The organism is Bradyrhizobium sp. USDA 3262, assembly GCF_054060035.1.
This window is the reverse complement of sequence record NZ_JBSSCT010000001.1, coordinates 6,070,429-6,086,024: the sequence shown is the minus strand read 5'-3', so window position 1 is coordinate 6,086,024 and position 15,596 is coordinate 6,070,429. Positions and strand designations below refer to the sequence as shown.

The following is a 15,596-nucleotide window of genomic DNA, read 5'->3' as shown; positions in this document are numbered from 1 at the left end:
AAGAACAAGACAACGGGGAAACGGCATGCAGCGGCGCGCATCATCGCTATTCATTGTTGCTCTGACGGCTTTGCTGGCGGCGACGCTGCCGGCGCGTGCCGCGGATTATCCGACACGACCGATCAAGCTCGTGGTGCCCTATGCCGCGGGCGGGCCGACCGACGTGCTCGGCCGCATCGTCGGCGAATATCTCGGGCGCGATCTCAAGCAGGTGGTCGTGGTCGAGAACAAGGCCGGCGCGCAGGGGGCGATCGGCGCCGAGGCCGTGGCGCGCTCCGATCCCGACGGCTACACGCTATTCGTGACGGCGGCCTCGATCTTCGTACTCAATCCGCTGCTCTACAAGAAGCTGCCCTACGATCCGGCCAGGGATTTCCGTCTGCTGTCGGTGATCACGGACGCGCCGATGATCATGGAGGTGCATCCGTCCGTCCCGGCAAAGACGATCGCGGAGTTCGTCGCCTACGCGAAGAAGAATCCCGGAAAACTCAATTTCGGATCGGCGGGCACCGGCGGCACGGTTCATCTCGCCGGCGAGATGTTCAAGCAGATGGCCGGCGTCGAGATGACCCACGTGCCCTACAAGGGCGCGGGTCCGGCGCTGACCGACCTCTTGTCAGGCAACATCCAGCTGATGTTCGACACGCTCGGCACCGCGCTGCCGCCGGTCAAATCGGGCATGCTGCGGCCGCTCGGCGTCAGCTCGACGGAGCGCATCCCCGATTTGCCCGATCTGCCGACGATCGCCGAGAGCGGCTATCCCGATTATGCGGTCAGCGTCTGGTATGGTATCGCAGCGCCATCGAAAGTGCCTGATGACGTCGCCGACAAGATCAAGGCGAGCCTCGACCGGGCCTTGAACGACGAGGCGTTCCGCGCTTCGCTGCTCAAGATCGGATTCCCGCCGCTGCACGCGAAGAGCCAGGCCGAGATCGACAAGTTCGTGAATACCGATCGCGCGCGATGGGCGGGCGTGGTCAAGGCGCTGAACATATCGCTGGATTGACACATGGTACGTGAAATGGAACTGCGCCAGGGCGAGGTCGCCGTCGACATGCCGACGGCGCGCGATGCCGGGCTGGTCTTCATCGGCCGCATCCGTACGCCCTGGACCTCGCGGCTGGCGACGCCGCGGCAGGGGCGGCACGACGGCCCGGTGTGCCGGCTCGAGATTTTCGAGCCCTGGGTCGCCGCGATCAAGGGCGTCGATTTCTATTCAAATCTCGAGGTGCTGTACTGGCTGCACCAGTCGCGCCGCGACATCGTGCTGCAAAGCCCGAAGAACAACGGCAACACCCGCGGCACCTTCTCGCTGCGCTCGCCGGTGCGCCCCAACCCGATCGGCACCTCGATCGTCAAGCTGGTCGGTGTCGAGGGCAACGTCATTTTGGTGCGCGGCCTCGACTGCCTCGACGAGACGCCGCTGATCGACGTCAAGCCCGACCGCTGCGAGTTCACCCCGCTGGCCCCGCCGCAGGCGGGGGACTTCGAGACGGAGTAAAATCTGCGACGTCGTAGCCCGGATGCAGCGAAGCGAAATCCGGTGCAGCACTCTTACTGCACGGCAGAGATTCCCGGATTGCGCTGCGCTTCATCCGGGCTACGGAATAGCGCCGTGGCCTATTTCAACGCCGCGCTCAGCTTTGCCGCGCTCGCCTCCAGCACCTTGGCATCTTCCTTGTGGCTCGCAGGCGGCAGCAGCGCGACGCCGTCCTTGCGCGGCATGACGTGCATGTGCAGATGGAACACGACCTGGCCACCGGCGGGCTCGTTGAATTGTTGCACGGTGATGCCGTCGGCTTCGAACGCCTTCATCGCGGCGGCGGCGATCTTGTGCGAGGCGCGCGCGACGTGCGCGTAGTCGTCGGGCTTGATGTCGAGGATGTTGCGGGCAGGGGCCTTCGGAATGACGAGCGTATGCCCCGGCGAGCGCGGCATGATGTCGAGGAAGGCGAACACGTGCTCGTCTTCATAGACCTTGTAGCAGGGCAGCTCGCCGCGCAGGATCTTTGCGAAGATGTTGTTGCTGTCGTAGGCGGCGGGCATGGCGGCGGCTCCTCGATGATGCTGCTTTTATTGCCTAGGTGGCGGCGGAGACGTCAAGCGTCGTCGTCGACCGTCTTGCGGAACGGGCCGGCCTCGGCGAGCTCACGGCCGACCTCGGCGACATAGTCGCGCTCGCGCTTGAGGTAATCGGCGATCGCCCTGCGCAGTCCGGGATCGGCGATGAAATGCGCCGAATAGGTCGTCTGCGGCAGGTAGCCACGCGCCAGCTTGTGCTCGCCCTGCGCGCCGGCCTCGACCACCTTGAGCCCGCGTTGAACCGCGAAGTCGATCGCCTGGTAGTAGCAGACCTCGAAGTGCAGGAACGGGTGGTGCTCGATCGCGCCCCAGTTGCGGCCGAACAGCGTGTCCGAGCCGATGAAGTTGATCGCACCCGCGATCCAGCGTCCGTTGCGCTTGGCCATCACCAGCAGCACGTCGCGGCTCATGGTCTCGCCGATCAGCGAGAAGAATTCTCGGGTCAGATACGGCCGGCCCCATTTGCGCGAGCCGGTCTCCATGTAGAACTCGAAGAACGCATCCCAGGCGTCCTCGGTGATGTCGGAGCCGGTGAGCCAGTGGATGGTGATCCCGGCGGCAACCGCCTCGCGGCGCTCGCGCTTGATGCCCTTGCGGTGGCGCGAGTTCAGCGAGCCGAGAAAGTCGTCGAAGGTCTTGTAGCCCTCATTGTGCCAGTGGAACTGCTGGTCGGTCCGCTGCAGGAAACCGTGGGCGCCGAGGAACCTGGCCTCGTCCTCGCGGGCGAACGTCACATGCACGGAGGAGGCCTCGGTGGCGTTGCAGAGTGCCCGCAGGCCGCGCGCCAGCGCCGAGCCGATCACCTCCCGGTCGACGCCGTCGCGGATCAACAGCCGCGGCCCGGTCGCGGGCGTGAAGGGGACGGACACCTGCAGCTTCGGGTAATAGCTGCCGCCGGCGCGGTGATAGGCCTCGGCCCAGCCGCGATCGAACACGTATTCGCCCTGCGAGTGCGATTTCAGATAGCAGGGCACGACGCCGACGATCCGGCCGTCGAGTTTGGCGATCAGATGCCGCGGGCCCCAGCCGGTCCGCGGGCAGGCCGAATTGGAGGCTTCGGCCGCGGCGAAAAATGCATGAGAAACGAACGGGTTATAGCTCGAACTTGCGCCGATCTGGCAATCGCCTGCGGAACCGGGCGAGGCCAGCGTGTCGAAGTTATGGATGCTGTCCGCATCCGCCTTGGGATTGGCGCAGGCGTCCCATTCGGCGGCCGGAATGCCGCCGATGTCAGCTACAGCCTCTAGCGTGATTTCAGAAGACGCCATCGAGAATGAAGACCGGTGCCTCGTTTGAGCATGATCTTTCCGGAACAGCTGGCTCCACTTCCGGATCATGCCCTGCATTCCGCCATCGCCGATGACGACCAACCCTCGCCAACATCGTGCGTCGCAGCGATGAGTTCAAGACTGCAAGGGGCATGTCTCGGACATGTCAGGTTCCCGGCACAAATCCCTCGAAAATCATCTGGTCGGCGTAGCGCGCCGCCCGCTCGCGCTGTTCCACCGTCCGCACGGTCCAGGCCAGCAGCGGACAGCCGAACACATTGCGGGCGATCCACGGCTCCGGCGCCGGCAGCTGGTTGACCCAATAGGCGACGAAATGCGGTTCGGTCGTAAAGCCGTGCCGCAGGTACAGCATGCTGTCGCGCTGCGCCGGCGTCAGCTTGTCCCAATGGCCGTCGTCATAGGTGCGCTGGGCGGTGATGCCGCGCGGCAGGTTCGGCATGATCTCGCGAAGCGCCAGCACCTGGTCGGGATCGAAGGACATGCCGACCACCGGGCCGGAATAGGACGCCAGCACCTCGGCCATCCGCCGCACCAGCCTGCGGTCGCCGTCGAAATGGCTCTTCACCTCGACCACCAGCGGCACGCGGCCGGCGACCAGCGCGCAGAGATCGCCGAGCGTCATCATCTGCTCGGAGGTGTCCTTGAACTTGACGGCCTTCAGTTCGGCCACCGTCTTGGTCGCCAGCAGGCCCGCCCCCTCGGTGAGGCGGCCGAGCGCATCGTCGTGATGCACCATCGCCTCGCCGTCGGCGGTGAGCTGGATATCGCACTCGATGGCGAAGTTGCCGGCGACCGCGGCGGTGGCCGCGGCCGGCATGTTCTCGATGATACCGCGCGCGGCATCGTGCAGGCCGCGATGGGCGACCGGCCGTTTCGTCAGCCAATCAGGAGCGCGCATCGATCAGGCGACTTCGAACACGCCTTCGACTTCGACCGCGGCGTCAGCGGGCAGCGAGGCGACGCCGACGGTGGTGCGGGCATGGCGACCCTTGTCGCCGAATGCCTCGACCATCAGGTCGGAAGCGCCGTTCAGCACCTTTGGCCCGTCAAAGAAGTCGGGCGCCGAATTGATGAAGCCGCCGAGCCGCACCACGCGCACCACCTTGTCGAGGTCGCCGAGCGCGGCCTTGATCTGGGCCAGCAGATTGATTGCGCAGCCGCGCGCGGCGGCGGCGCCCTGTTCGAGCGTGACGCCGGCGCCGAGCTTGCCCTTGGCGATCAGCTTGCCTTCGGCGTTGAAGCAGACCTGGCCGGAAACGAACAGCAGGTTTCCGCTGCGGACGAAGGGGACATAGTTTGCGACCGGGGAGGTCGGCTCGGGAAGTGTGATGCCCTGTGACGCCAGTTTTTGTTCGACGGTACCCGCCATTTTTTGGTCCCCCAAATTGGATTGCACGAAGCCTGAAACGCGGTCAGGGCCAAGTTTGTTTCGATTGTTTCGCGCATCATGCCGCCGGTTGCAAGCGACGGTAAGGTGAGGACAACGCGGCCATGAGGTGCCGAATCGCACGGAAAGCTGCCGAAAATGACGGCATTTTCGCTGCGTACATTGCCATTTTGTCAGACTTGCCCCAGTTGCGGCGCAATACCACCGTCACTATTGTGGCGAATCCCTACCTCCTTGAGGAAACCATATGACCCTGCCGTTCCGGACTCCGTCGCGTGCCCTGGTGTTTGCGATCGCCGTTGCCGCAGGATCTGGCTTGGTTCAGGGGTCCGCGGTCGCTGCGGCGAGCGGGCCGTTCCTCGCGCATCAGGCGCTCTACGACCTCAGCCTGGTGAAGTCGCGCGGCTCCAACTCGGTCAGCGATGCGCGTGGGCGCATCCTCTACAATTTCTCCGGCAACTCCTGCGAAGGTTATACCTCCGAATTCCGCCAGGTGTCCGAGCTCGACAGCGGCGAGGGCAAGGTGACGCTATCAGATCTTCGCTCCACGTCCTGGGAGGACGCGTCGGGCAAAAGCTACCGCTTCAAGATCGATACGCGGATGAACGACAGTGAATCGTCGCCGGTCGATGGCATCGCCGAGCGGGTCGGCGATCATATCACCGTGAAGCTGACCCAGCCGGTCAAGAAGACGTTCAATATCGACGGCAAGATCGTGTTCCCGACCGAGCAGATCCAGCACATCATCGCTGCCGCCCGCGACGGCAAATCGGTGCTCGAGCAGACCGTCTATGACGGCTCCGACAACGGCGAGAAGATCTACAACACGCTGACCGTGATCGGCCGCCCGATCGCGGGCGACCGCGCGCCGTCATCGCCCGATCCGTCGACGGCGAGCAATGCGATGAAGGCCATGACGCGCTGGCCGGTGACCGTGAGCTATTACGACAGCGACGCGCGCGCAAAGGACGGCGAGCAGACGCCGGTCTACGCGATGTCGTTCGAGCTCTACGAGAACGGCGTCTCCCGCGCGCTGGTGCTGGATTACAACGATTTCGTGATCTCGGGCGCGCTGGACAAGTTCGACGTCAGGGATTCCAAGCCCTGCAAGTGAGGGGCTGATCCTCTCGGCATACTCAGCCGTCGTCCCGGGCAAGCGAAGCGCGACCCGGGACCCATAACCACAGGGTTGAGTTGTTGAAGGGGGCTGTGGCCCCAACGTCGCGCAACAATCACCTTCGGTGGTTATGGGTCCGGCTTTCGCCGGGACGACAGCGGAGCAGGCCCGAGCACTCCACGACACCGCTCTGGCCGGAACCGTCCGACACGAGTACGCTTCCCAAAACACGCGTGTCAGGGAGGCACATCATGAGCGAGCTCAACCATCTTCGCCCCAGCGGCCTGCATCACAATCCGGCTTACTCCCACGTCGTCGTCGCCTCCGGCGCGCGCACGATCTACATTTCGGGACAGGTCTCGGTCGACGAGGAGGGCCGCGTGGTCGGCGCCGGCGATCTCGCCGCGCAGACGACGCAGGTGATGCAGAACCTCGGCATGGCGCTGAAGGCCGCCGGGGCCAGCTATTCCAATATCGTCAAGATCACGACCTTCGTCGTCGGCTACAAGCCGGAGCTCCGTCCCATCATCGGCAAGGCACGCTCGGCGTTCTTTGAGGGCATGGAGCCGCCGGCCTCTACGCTGGTCGGCGTCACCGCGCTCGCGGCGCCGGAATGGCTGATCGAGATCGAGGCGGTGGCGGTTGCTGATTGAGGGGGCATCGTGACGCTGAGTACCGTCACCCTGAGGAGCGCGCATCGCGCGCGTCACGAAGGGCGACGGCCCGAGTCTTTCCGGTCATCCTTCGAGGCTCGCTCCGCTCGCACCTCCAGCGACAAAGGCGAGGCCTTTGCGCGGGGATGACGTCAACGATGAATTACTCCTCCGCGTTTTTCGGCGGCCCCTCATAGGCAATGCCCCTGATCACGGCGGCATTGCCGAACTTCTTGCGCAGATTGTCCATCGCGCGTTCGGCGTGCGCCGAGCGGCGGTCGAGCATGTCGGAATCATTGGCCTGCGCGCCCGGGCGCAGCGCGCTGACGCCGGTGCCCATCAGGCGGAAGGCGGTGCCGTCGATCTCCTTCGCGAGCATCTCGCGCGAGACCGCAAAGATCTTGGCGGCAAGCTGGGTCGGGGTCTGGATCGATTGCGAGCGGGTGCGCTGGCGGAAGTCCGCGGTCTTCAGCTTCAGCGTGATGGTGCAGCCCGAGAGCTCGCTGGTCTTCAGCCGCGCCGAGACTTTCTCGGACAGTTTCCAGAGCAGTTTCTCCAGCGTCGCGAAGTCGCGGATGTCGGTCTCGAAGGTGGTCTCGCTCGAGATCGTCTTGGCGCCGCGGTCGGCCACCACGCTCCGGTCGTCGATGCCGCGCGCCAGCCGCCACAGCCGGCGGCCTTCGCTCGCGAACTGCTTCATCAATTCGTTCTCGTCTGCGCGCTGCAGGTCGGCGATGACGCGGAAACCGCGCTGCACCAGCTTCTCCTGGGTCGCAGGGCCAACGCCGTAGATGAACCCGACCGGCTTGCTCGCCAGCATCTCGCGCGCCTCGTCCTGGTCGAGCGCAGCGAAGCCCCTCGGCTTGTCGAGATCTGAGGCGATCTTGGCGAGGAATTTGTTGCAGGACAGCCCGACCGACACCGTGATGCCGATGTCGCGCTCGACATCGCGGGCGAATTTGGCGAGCACCTTCGCCGGGATCATGCCGTGGACGCGCTGCGTGCCGGCGAGATCGAGGAAGGCTTCGTCGATCGACAGCGGCTCGACCAGCGGCGTCAGCGCCTGCATTGCCTGCCGCACCTCGCGCCCGACCCGGACATACTTCGCCATGTCCGGCGGGATCACGGTCGCGTCCGGGCACAGTTCCAGCGCCTTGAACATCGGCATCGCCGAGCGGACGCCGTAGGTGCGGGCGATGTAACAGGCGGCGGACACCACGCCGCGCTTGCCGCCGCCGATGATAACCGGGCGGTCGGCGATGTCAGGATTGTCGCGCTTCTCGACGGTGGCATAGAACGCGTCGCAGTCGATATGCGCCAGCGCCAGCGCGGGCAGGGCGCGATGACGCACCAGCCGCGGCGAGCCGCAATGGCTGCACCGCTTCACCTTGATATCGAGATCGCCGAGGCAGTCTCGGCAGAAACTGAGGGGGCCGTCGGACGCTGCCGCTGCCGTCGTCACGGCACGTCGCGCTCCCATTTCGGGTCGCCCAGCGCCTGATGGGCGGCAGCGATGTTGGTCGGGTGCAGTTCCGAGGCCTTGGCAAACGCCGTCACGGTGGCGTCGTCGCGCATCACGAAATCGAGCACGCTCGCAAGAAATTGAGGATCGGACGCGGCGTTCCGCAGCGTCTCTGGACCGATTCCAGTTTCGGCCAGGAACAGGCCCAGCCGCTCGGGATCGCCGGCAATGAAGCCGAGCGCCTGAATCGCAACGATTTCAGCAACTTCCCGGGGGTTGTGAACAGGCTTTTTCAACGCGCCGGTTTGCCTTTCCGTTAACTTATGGTCTCTATTGAGAGGCCCATCATGCCCGAGTCTTCCGCATGTGTTCAAGCAACGGAAACCACGCTGCGGAAGTTGGACTTCGGGTTAACGGGTTAGAGCGATTCTGGCGCTAGTTTGAATTCACATTTTCGACGCGCCCCGAGCGCGGTGCGTGAGGTACCGCAGCCGGGCCCGTCTCCTGGGTTTGGGAGGGACGGGATGGCCAAAACCGTCCTGATCGTGGAGGACAATGAGCTCAACATGAAGCTCTTTCGCGATCTGTTGGAAGCGCACGGCTATCAGACTTCGGGCACCAGCAATGGCTTCGAAGCGCTTGATCTTGTCCGCAAGCTGCGCCCCGACCTGATCCTGATGGACATCCAGCTACCCCAGGTTTCCGGTCTCGAGGTCACGCGCTGGATCAAGGACGATCCCAATCTGCGCACGATTCCGGTGGTCGCGGTCACCGCCTTCGCCATGAAGGGCGACGAAGAACGCATCCGCGAGGGCGGCTGCGAAGCCTATTTGTCCAAGCCGATCTCGGTCGGCAAATTTATTGAGACTGTCCGACGCTTTATCGGATAGGGGAGTTGTGGTGCAATGTCCGCGCGTATCCTCGTGGTCGATGACGTTCCGGCGAACGTCAAGTTGTTGGAAGCCCGTCTGTCAGCCGAATATTTCGATGTGCTGACCGCTTCCAACGGGAGCGAGGCACTGGAAATCTGCGCACGCGCCGAATGCGACATCATCCTGCTCGATGTCATGATGCCTGATATGGACGGCTTCGAGGTCTGCCGCCGGCTGAAGTCGAATCCGGCGACCCATTTCATTCCCGTCGTCATCGTCACCGCGCTCGACAGCCCGGCCGATCGCGTGCGCGGCCTTGAAGCCGGCGCCGATGACTTCCTGACCAAGCCGGTGTCCGACGTCGTGCTGATCGCGCGCGTGCGCTCGCTGACGCGGCTGAAGATGATGACCGACGAGTTGCGCATGCGCGCCATCACCTCGCTCGAGATCGGCATGCAGGCGCCCGAGCGCAGCGCGATCGCCGACAAGGGCACCGGCGGCCGCATCCTTCTGGTCGACGACCGGCCGTCGTCCTACGAGAAGCTGGCGCCGATCCTCTCGGCCGAGCATACCGTCGACGTCGAGATCAATCCGTCGGAAGCCTTGTTCCACGCCGCCGAGGGCAATTACGACTTGCTGATCGTGTCGCTCAGCCTCGACAATTACGACGGCCTGCGGCTGTGCAGCCAGGCCCGCTCGCTGGAGCGCACGCGCCAGGTCCCGATCCTCGCCATCTCGGATGCCGACAACAACACGCGGCTGATGCGCGGGCTCGAGATCGGCGTCAACGACTATCTGCTGCGGCCGGTCGACAAGAACGAACTGCTGGCGCGTGCGCGCACCCAGATTCGCCGCCGCCGCTACACCGATCATCTGCGCGACAATGTGCAGAACTCGATCGAGATGGCGATCACGGATGCGCTGACCGGTCTCAATAACCGGCGCTATATGGAAAGCCACCTCGCGACGCTGGCGGAGCAGGCCTCGATCCGCGGCAAGCCGCTGGCGCTGATGATCCTCGACATCGACTACTTCAAGGCGATCAACGACACCTACGGCCACGATGCCGGCGACGACGTGCTGCGCGAATTCGCCGTCCGTATCCGCAAGTCGATCCGAGGCATCGATCTCGCCTGCCGCTATGGCGGCGAGGAGTTCGTCATCGTGATGCCCGAGACCGATCTGCATGTCGCCGGCATGGTCGCAGAGCGGCTGCGCCGCTCGATCGCGGGCGAGCCCTTCACAGTCGACAAGGGCGGCAAGCGGATCACCGTCACGATCTCGATCGGGCTCACCACGCTGGAGCGCAAGGGCGAACTGGTCACCGATGTGCTCAAGCGCGCCGACACCGCACTCTATCGCGCCAAGCACGACGGCCGCAACCGCGTGGTGTCGGCCGCGGCGTAGTCAGTCTCCTGTAGCCCGGATGGAGCGAAGCGTAATCCGGGACGCCTGTGCATGTGGCGCGATACCCGGATTTCGCTGCGCTCCATCCGGGCTACGAAGTGCCCTTAGCGGCCGCGTCTCACCGCGTCATAGGCCATCCGCTTGAACTCGAACGAGAACGGATGGACGAACGCCATCTGGCGCTGCGCCATCATCACGCCGGCGATGCCCGTTTTGGGCGAAATCCACCACTGCGTGCCTGCGACGCCGCCCCAATAGAGCTCGCCGGCGGCGTCGGGATGATCGATCGGGGAGGGGTTGAGGATCAGTCCGCCGGTAAGACCATATGTTTTGCCGGGCTGCTCGCCCATCATCGCGAAGCGGATCCATTGGCCCGGTGTGAGCTGGTTGGTCATCGCCTGCGCGATCGTCTCCGGCTTCAGCAGCGTCGGCCCGCCGGGCAGCAGGCTGCGGATCAGCGCGACCATGTCATGCAGTGTCGAGACGAGACCGCCGCCGCCATTGAAGCGCGGCACCGGGCGCAGATAGGCGCCGGGATAGGGCGCGTTGTCGGTGCGCGTCAGTCCGGGCTTCATCGGATCCATCAGATCGGCGCCGGCGTAATAGGCGACGAGCCGGTTGTGGTCCTTCTCCGGAACATAGAAGCCGGTGTCGACCATGCCGAGCGGATCGAGGATACGCGCCTTGATGAACTTGTCGAACGGCTGGCCGCTCACCACCTCGACCAGCCGTGCGACCACGTCGATGGCAACGGAATATTCCCATGACGAGCCGGGATGGAACACCAGTGGCAGATCGGACAGACCGTCGACCATGTCGGCGAGCGTCGTCATCGGATTGAGGATCTTGCGCTCGTTGTAGGCCTTGAAGATCGGGGTGCCCGGATCGAACAGGCCGTAGCTGAGGCCGGCCGAGTGGCTCAGCAGATGGCGAATGGTGATCGACCGCTGCGCCGGCTCGGTGTCGTCGATCGACGTCGCGCCCGGCCGCAGCACCTTCCGGTTTCTGAGCTGCGGGATGAAGGTCTCGATCGGATCGTCGAGCCGCAAGCGGCCTTCCTCGACCAGCAGCAGCGCCGCGCAGGAGGTGATCAGCTTGGTGTTGGAGAAAACGCGGAAGATGTGATCGGTGCGCAGCGGAATCTGCGCTTCCCTATCGGCCCATCCGACGCAGCCCGTGTCAGCGATGTCGCGCCCGACCAGAACCGTCCAGGAGATGCCGGCCAGGAGATCGTTGGCGATATAGCGCTGCATGGCAGCGCGCGCCGGCGCGAAATCATAGCCGGTGGCCGTCACCTTCAGATCTTCCATGGTCGTTCCCCTGTTGTGCCGCAGATCTTCTGTGTAGCAGGTCTTTGCGCGGTCGCTGTCAATCTCGCCGGACGGAATATCCAGTCGGGAATGCTGTCGCCTGCGTTCGGCGCAACCAACCAAACCTGACTTCCGCACGCAACCGGATTTATCCGGCGCGTTTCTTGCCAGCGGGGGCGGGGCTGCCGACCTTGACGCCTGCATTGGCCAGCAACACGCGGGCGGCTTCCCTGGCCGCGCGCGCCATCGCCGGATCGTCGCGCACCAGATCCTGCGCGATCGATCCATCGACCAGGAGCGTGAGCTGGGTCGCAAGTCCCTCGGCGTCGGCGACGCCGAGCTGACGCAGCAGATCTCGAAACCAGAGCCGGCGGCTTTCCTTGAAGGCGATTGCGATGTTCCTGAAGGTGCGGTCCTCGTCCTCCGGCCCGAGCTCGGCCACCGCGTTCACGAACGGGCAGCCGCGAAAATCCTTCGCCGAGAACCGTCGCTCCAGCGAATCGAAAGTTGCAAGGATCTGCTCGGCCGGCGGCTTGTCGGAGGGGCGGGGCTGCACGAAGCGGCGCTGCAGATAGGCTTCGATCAGCGCGTCCTTCGACGGGAAGTGGTTGTAGAGCGTGCGCTTGCTGATGCCGATCTCGGCCGCGATGGTGTCGACGCCGATGGCGCGAATGCCCTGCAGGTAGAACAGTCTGTCGGCGGTCTCGAGGATCCGCTCTTTCATGGTCTGTTTGGGAGGCGGGGAAGCCATGCGCCAGCCGTGATCCTCTTCGCTTGACAGTCGGCCCCCTGTATAGCCTAAGTACACAGGTCTGTGTAACAAAAACATGCATCAATCGCAGGCCATGGCACGCGTGCCGTGCCGTTATGGGAGAACAAGAACAATGCCCCTGTTGCAGGTCCTGCGTCCCACGCTTCCCATCCTGATCGGCGCCTCCATCATGCTCACGCTGAGCATGGGGCTGCGGCAGAGCCTCGGCATCTTCATGCAGCCGCTCACGCACGACATCGGCATCTCGATATCCCACTTCACGCTGGCGCTCGCGGTGCAGAACCTCGCCTGGGGTTTTCTGCAGCCGGTCGCCGGCGCGATGACGGTGCGTTACGGCTTTCGCCCGATCATGGTGGTCGGCGCGCTCGCCTACATCGCGGGCCTCGTGCTGATGACGACGGCGCATGGGCTCGTTGCCATCATGATCGGCGCCGGTGTCCTGATCGGCCTTTCGCTCGCCTGCACCGCGAATGCGATCGCAATGTCGGTCTCGGCGCGCGCGGTGCCGGAGACGGTACGCTCGACCGTGCTCGGCATGGTCTCCGCCGCGGGCTCGCTCGGCGCGCTGCTGTCGGCGCCGATCGGCCAGATGCTCAATGAAGGTTTCGGCTGGCGCGTCGGGCTTGCCGGCTTCGTGATCCTCTCGGTCTTCATGATTCCGGCTGCGTTGTACGCCGGCCGCGTCGACAAGATCCCGCTGCCGAAGCCCGCGGCCGACGATATCGGCAACGCCACTGCGGCGACCGCGGCGAAGACCGCGTTCAGCAACGCAGCCTTCGTGGTGATGACCTGTGCCTACATGGTCTGCGGCATGCAGCTCGTCTTCCTCACCACGCATCTGCCATCGTATCTCGCGATCTGCGGGCTCGATCCGATGCTGAGCGCGCAGACGCTCGGCATGATCGGCGGCTTCAACGTGCTGGGCTCGCTGTTCTTCGGCTGGGCCGGCCAGCGTTGGAACAAGCTGGCGCTGCTCGGCGCGATCTACATCCTGCGCTCGCTGGCGCTCGCCTGGTACTTCATGCTGCCGGCAACGCCGGGCTCGACGTTGCTGTTCGGCGCCATCATGGGCTTCCTCTGGATGGGCGTCGGTCCGCTGGTCGCGGGCGCGGTGGCCGAGATGTTCGGGCTGCGCTGGCAGGCGATGATCCAGGGCCTTGCCTTCATGAGCCACCAGGTCGGCAGCTTCCTCGGCGCTTACGGAGGAGGGCTGATCTATGACTCGCTCGGCTCCTACACCATGGCCTGGCGCATCGGCGTCGCGCTGGGCCTTGCCGGCGGCATCATCCAGCTCGCCTTCGCGCTGATCCGCCCGGCGCAACCGCCGCTGCTGAAGGCCGCCTAGTTTCCAATCCGGGCAACCGGCGACTGCCCCATGCGAGGGCAGTCGCCGGTTTCTGCCTATTTTTCCATCGATCGCTTGCTGCGAGAACGTGCAATGGAGCGCCGAGACGCTCCCTGCGCGGTTTGAAATCACAACATCTTCAAACTGTTACTCCGCACGCGGCGGTGGCACGAATCTTGATTGAATTTGGCTAGAAATCGTGCCGGAAGCCGACGCTGAGGTTTCCGGCCTGGGGACCCATGGGAAGGGCTGGCCGCGATGAGGCTAGTCGCCGTCAATCTCCAGCCATCCGCGCACCGCGGCCTTCGCCGCGCTGCCGAGCAGGGGGCCCTTGTGCCTCACGTCCGGCTCAATGTCGCGACGACTTCGGCGCTCACGCTCCGGATGCGCCGCGCCCATTCCGAACGCCAGCATTTCTTGTGATGGGAGGTCGATGATGGAGTCTGCGACATACACGCGCCGGAAGCTCGTGAGAATCGTGGTTGCCCTGCTGGGGGTGGCCGTTCTTTGCCTGCTGTTCAGCGAGCTCGCGCTCGCTGAGGATGCGGCGGCACCGCTGGCTTGCGGCGGCAAGATCCTCGAGAAGTGCACGCCGAATTCCGGTGACACCGCCTGGATGCTCACGTCCGTCGCGCTCGTCCTGATGATGACGGTCCCGGGGCTCGGTCTGTTCTATGGCGGCATGGTGCGCAAGAAGAATGTCGGCGACACCGTGATGACCAGCTTCGCCGTCACCTGCCTGGTCACGATCCTGTTTGCCGTCCTCACCTACAGCCTGGCGTTTCGTGCCGGCACGCCGTTCATCGGCGGTCTGGATCGCCTGTTCCTCAAGGACATCCTGAGCGACATCGGCAAGGGGGGCATCGGCAATCCCAATCCACTTGCCGCGACCATTCCTGAGTCCGTTTACATCTGCTTCCAGATGACGTTCGCCATCATCACGCCGGCGCTGATTGCCGGCGCGTTTGCCGAGCGGATGAAGTTCTCCGCGATGCTCTGGTTCATCGGGCTGTGGGCGATCTTCGTCTATGCGCCGATCGCGCACTGGGTCTGGGGACCCGACGGCATATTCTCGGCCGGCAACGACGCTGCGTATGTCAAAGTTCTCGATTTCGCCGGCGGCACCGTTGTGCACATCAATGCCGGCGTCGCGGGCCTGATGTGCGCGATCATGCTCGGCAAGCGCGTCGAGACGGGGCCGGCGCACAACATGGTGCTGACCTTCATTGGCGCCTCGCTGCTGTGGGTCGGCTGGTTCGGGTTCAACGCCGGCTCCGCTGTCACGGCCGGAATGCAGGCGGGCATGGCCATGCTGGTGACCCAGATCGCCACGGCGGTGGCGGGCTTCACCTGGATGCTGGTGGAATGGGCGTTGAAGGGCAAGCCGACCGTGGTCGGAATCTGCTCGGGTGCCGTGGCGGGCCTCGTCGCGATCACGCCGGCTTCCGGTTTCGTCGGGCCGGTCGGCGCTTTCGCGATCGGCATCGCCGCAGGCGTCTGCTGCTACTGGGGATGCACCGGCTTGAAGCGCATGTTCAGCTACGATGATGCGCTGGACTGCTTCGGTGTCCATGCCCTTGGCGGCATCGTCGGGGCGCTGCTGACCGGGGTGTTCGCGGTAGAGCAGTATGGTGGAACGGCAGGCGTTCTGGAAGGAAATCCCGGGCAGTTCCTCAATCAATGCATCGGCGTCGCGACGGTTTTCGTGTATGATGCCGTGGTGAGCCTGATCATCCTGTTCGTGATCAATCTCTTCGTCGGGCTTCGCGTGACGCGGGACATCGAGCGCGAAGGGTTGGATCTGGCACTGCACGGCGAGGTCGTGCAGTAGACTTTGGCGGCATTCCGCGCAGCCGGCGAACTTCGCGGGCTGGCGCGGATCTAAGCTGTTCGAGGTGAT

At 64.6% G+C, this 15,596-nt stretch carries 17 protein-coding genes; 8 read left to right on the top strand and 9 right to left on the bottom strand.

The annotated features are described in order from the left end of the window. Positions 1–25: 25 nt before the first annotated feature. Together ACVWYP_RS28590 and tsaA are read left to right on the top strand one after the other, a co-directional pair. A complete protein-coding gene (locus tag ACVWYP_RS28590) occupies positions 26–1,006 on the top strand; it encodes a Bug family tripartite tricarboxylate transporter substrate binding protein (protein ID WP_028343344.1) in 981 nt (326 codons plus the stop codon). A gap of 3 nt (positions 1,007–1,009) precedes the next feature. Beyond that, positions 1,010–1,501: a tRNA (N6-threonylcarbamoyladenosine(37)-N6)-methyltransferase TrmO gene (gene tsaA / locus ACVWYP_RS28585; protein ID WP_074128941.1), complete on the top strand. Its 492-nt coding sequence runs from the start codon at positions 1,010–1,012 to the stop codon at positions 1,499–1,501. Positions 1,502–1,620: 119 nt separating this feature from the next. Here the strand turns inward: tsaA and ACVWYP_RS28580 are convergent, their stop codons facing one another. The 4 genes from ACVWYP_RS28580 to ACVWYP_RS28565 all read right to left on the bottom strand — a co-directional run bounded on the left by ACVWYP_RS28580 (position 1,621) and on the right by ACVWYP_RS28565 (position 4,740). Then, positions 1,621–2,046: an HIT family protein gene (locus ACVWYP_RS28580; protein WP_028343342.1), complete on the bottom strand. Its 426-nt coding sequence runs from the start codon at positions 2,044–2,046 to the stop codon at positions 1,621–1,623. Between the two features lie 53 nt (positions 2,047–2,099). Next, the gene (locus tag ACVWYP_RS28575) at positions 2,100–3,350 is read right to left on the bottom strand and encodes a GNAT family N-acetyltransferase (protein ID WP_304495670.1); all 1,251 of its coding nucleotides are present in this window, start codon (positions 3,348–3,350) and stop codon (positions 2,100–2,102) included. 166 nt (positions 3,351–3,516) lie between these two features. Then, positions 3,517–4,269, bottom strand: coding sequence for a glycerophosphodiester phosphodiesterase (locus ACVWYP_RS28570; RefSeq protein WP_304495669.1), 753 nt, complete (start codon positions 4,267–4,269; stop codon positions 3,517–3,519). A 3-nt stretch (positions 4,270–4,272) separates the two neighbouring features. Continuing rightward, on the bottom strand, positions 4,273–4,740 hold the full coding sequence (locus ACVWYP_RS28565; protein ID WP_016845428.1) for a RidA family protein: 468 nt from the start codon (positions 4,738–4,740) through the stop codon (positions 4,273–4,275). Between the two features lie 265 nt (positions 4,741–5,005). On the opposite strand from ACVWYP_RS28565, the gene ACVWYP_RS28560 reads away from it, so the two are divergent. Together ACVWYP_RS28560 and ACVWYP_RS28555 are read left to right on the top strand one after the other, a co-directional pair. Beyond that, complete coding sequence (locus ACVWYP_RS28560; RefSeq protein WP_038385778.1) at positions 5,006–5,872, top strand: cell envelope integrity EipB family protein; 867 nt, start codon at positions 5,006–5,008, stop codon at positions 5,870–5,872. A 254-nt stretch (positions 5,873–6,126) separates the two neighbouring features. Then, a complete protein-coding gene (locus ACVWYP_RS28555; protein WP_038388572.1) occupies positions 6,127–6,528 on the top strand; it encodes a RidA family protein in 402 nt (133 codons plus the stop codon). A 163-nt stretch (positions 6,529–6,691) separates the two neighbouring features. Here ACVWYP_RS28555 and ACVWYP_RS28550 read toward each other — a convergent pair whose 3' ends face one another. Both ACVWYP_RS28550 and ACVWYP_RS28545 read right to left on the bottom strand, forming a co-directional pair. Further along, the gene (locus tag ACVWYP_RS28550; RefSeq protein ID WP_304495668.1) at positions 6,692–8,008 is read right to left on the bottom strand and encodes a DNA polymerase IV; all 1,317 of its coding nucleotides are present in this window, start codon (positions 8,006–8,008) and stop codon (positions 6,692–6,694) included. Next, complete coding sequence (locus ACVWYP_RS28545; RefSeq protein WP_016845967.1) at positions 7,987–8,286, bottom strand: DUF3572 domain-containing protein; 300 nt, start codon at positions 8,284–8,286, stop codon at positions 7,987–7,989. Before ACVWYP_RS28545 ends, ACVWYP_RS28550 begins: the two co-directional genes overlap by 22 nt. Positions 8,287–8,514: 228 nt before the next feature. Here ACVWYP_RS28545 and ACVWYP_RS28540 point away from each other — a divergent pair, with 228 nt between their 5' ends. Both ACVWYP_RS28540 and ACVWYP_RS28535 read left to right on the top strand, forming a co-directional pair. Continuing rightward, positions 8,515–8,880, top strand: coding sequence for a response regulator (locus tag ACVWYP_RS28540; RefSeq protein WP_028341033.1), 366 nt, complete (start codon positions 8,515–8,517; stop codon positions 8,878–8,880). Positions 8,881–8,895: 15 nt separating this feature from the next. After that, complete coding sequence (locus ACVWYP_RS28535; RefSeq protein WP_028341032.1) at positions 8,896–10,269, top strand: PleD family two-component system response regulator; 1,374 nt, start codon at positions 8,896–8,898, stop codon at positions 10,267–10,269. A gap of 104 nt (positions 10,270–10,373) precedes the next feature. Here ACVWYP_RS28535 and ACVWYP_RS28530 read toward each other — a convergent pair whose 3' ends face one another. Then, entirely contained in the window at positions 10,374–11,579 is a 1,206-nt protein-coding gene (locus ACVWYP_RS28530; protein WP_304495667.1) for a serine hydrolase domain-containing protein, read from the bottom strand. A gap of 148 nt (positions 11,580–11,727) precedes the next feature. Next, positions 11,728–12,330: a TetR/AcrR family transcriptional regulator gene (locus ACVWYP_RS28525; RefSeq protein WP_304495666.1), complete on the bottom strand. Its 603-nt coding sequence runs from the start codon at positions 12,328–12,330 to the stop codon at positions 11,728–11,730. 133 nt (positions 12,331–12,463) lie between these two features. On the opposite strand from ACVWYP_RS28525, the gene ACVWYP_RS28520 reads away from it, so the two are divergent. Continuing rightward, a complete protein-coding gene (locus ACVWYP_RS28520; RefSeq protein ID WP_028341029.1) occupies positions 12,464–13,696 on the top strand; it encodes an MFS transporter in 1,233 nt (410 codons plus the stop codon). A 264-nt stretch (positions 13,697–13,960) separates the two neighbouring features. Here the strand turns inward: ACVWYP_RS28520 and ACVWYP_RS28515 are convergent, their stop codons facing one another. After that, entirely contained in the window at positions 13,961–14,152 is a 192-nt protein-coding gene (locus ACVWYP_RS28515) for a hypothetical protein (RefSeq protein ID WP_304500457.1), read from the bottom strand. Between ACVWYP_RS28515 and ACVWYP_RS28510 the strand changes: the two genes are divergently transcribed. Continuing rightward, entirely contained in the window at positions 14,130–15,527 is a 1,398-nt protein-coding gene (locus tag ACVWYP_RS28510; RefSeq protein WP_456684232.1) for an ammonium transporter, read from the top strand. The genes ACVWYP_RS28515 and ACVWYP_RS28510 overlap by 23 nt on opposite strands. Positions 15,528–15,596 lie beyond the last annotated feature (69 nt).

Coding starts and splice junctions, on each gene's coding strand:
- ACVWYP_RS28590 (WP_028343344.1), top strand. CDS start 26: ATGCAGCGGCGCGCATCATCGCTATTCATTGTTGCTCTGACGGCTTTG.
- tsaA (WP_074128941.1), top strand. CDS start 1,010: ATGGTACGTGAAATGGAACTGCGCCAGGGCGAGGTCGCCGTCGACATG.
- ACVWYP_RS28580 (WP_028343342.1), bottom strand. CDS start 2,046: ATGCCCGCCGCCTACGACAGCAACAACATCTTCGCAAAGATCCTGCGC.
- ACVWYP_RS28575 (WP_304495670.1), bottom strand. CDS start 3,350: ATGGCGTCTTCTGAAATCACGCTAGAGGCTGTAGCTGACATCGGCGGC.
- ACVWYP_RS28570 (WP_304495669.1), bottom strand. CDS start 4,269: ATGCGCGCTCCTGATTGGCTGACGAAACGGCCGGTCGCCCATCGCGGC.
- ACVWYP_RS28565 (WP_016845428.1), bottom strand. CDS start 4,740: ATGGCGGGTACCGTCGAACAAAAACTGGCGTCACAGGGCATCACACTT.
- ACVWYP_RS28560 (WP_038385778.1), top strand. CDS start 5,006: ATGACCCTGCCGTTCCGGACTCCGTCGCGTGCCCTGGTGTTTGCGATC.
- ACVWYP_RS28555 (WP_038388572.1), top strand. CDS start 6,127: ATGAGCGAGCTCAACCATCTTCGCCCCAGCGGCCTGCATCACAATCCG.
- ACVWYP_RS28550 (WP_304495668.1), bottom strand. CDS start 8,008: ATGGGAGCGCGACGTGCCGTGACGACGGCAGCGGCAGCGTCCGACGGC.
- ACVWYP_RS28540 (WP_028341033.1), top strand. CDS start 8,515: ATGGCCAAAACCGTCCTGATCGTGGAGGACAATGAGCTCAACATGAAG.
- ACVWYP_RS28535 (WP_028341032.1), top strand. CDS start 8,896: ATGTCCGCGCGTATCCTCGTGGTCGATGACGTTCCGGCGAACGTCAAG.
- ACVWYP_RS28530 (WP_304495667.1), bottom strand. CDS start 11,579: ATGGAAGATCTGAAGGTGACGGCCACCGGCTATGATTTCGCGCCGGCG.
- ACVWYP_RS28525 (WP_304495666.1), bottom strand. CDS start 12,330: ATGGCTTCCCCGCCTCCCAAACAGACCATGAAAGAGCGGATCCTCGAG.
- ACVWYP_RS28520 (WP_028341029.1), top strand. CDS start 12,464: ATGCCCCTGTTGCAGGTCCTGCGTCCCACGCTTCCCATCCTGATCGGC.
- ACVWYP_RS28510 (WP_456684232.1), top strand. CDS start 14,130: ATGATGGAGTCTGCGACATACACGCGCCGGAAGCTCGTGAGAATCGTG.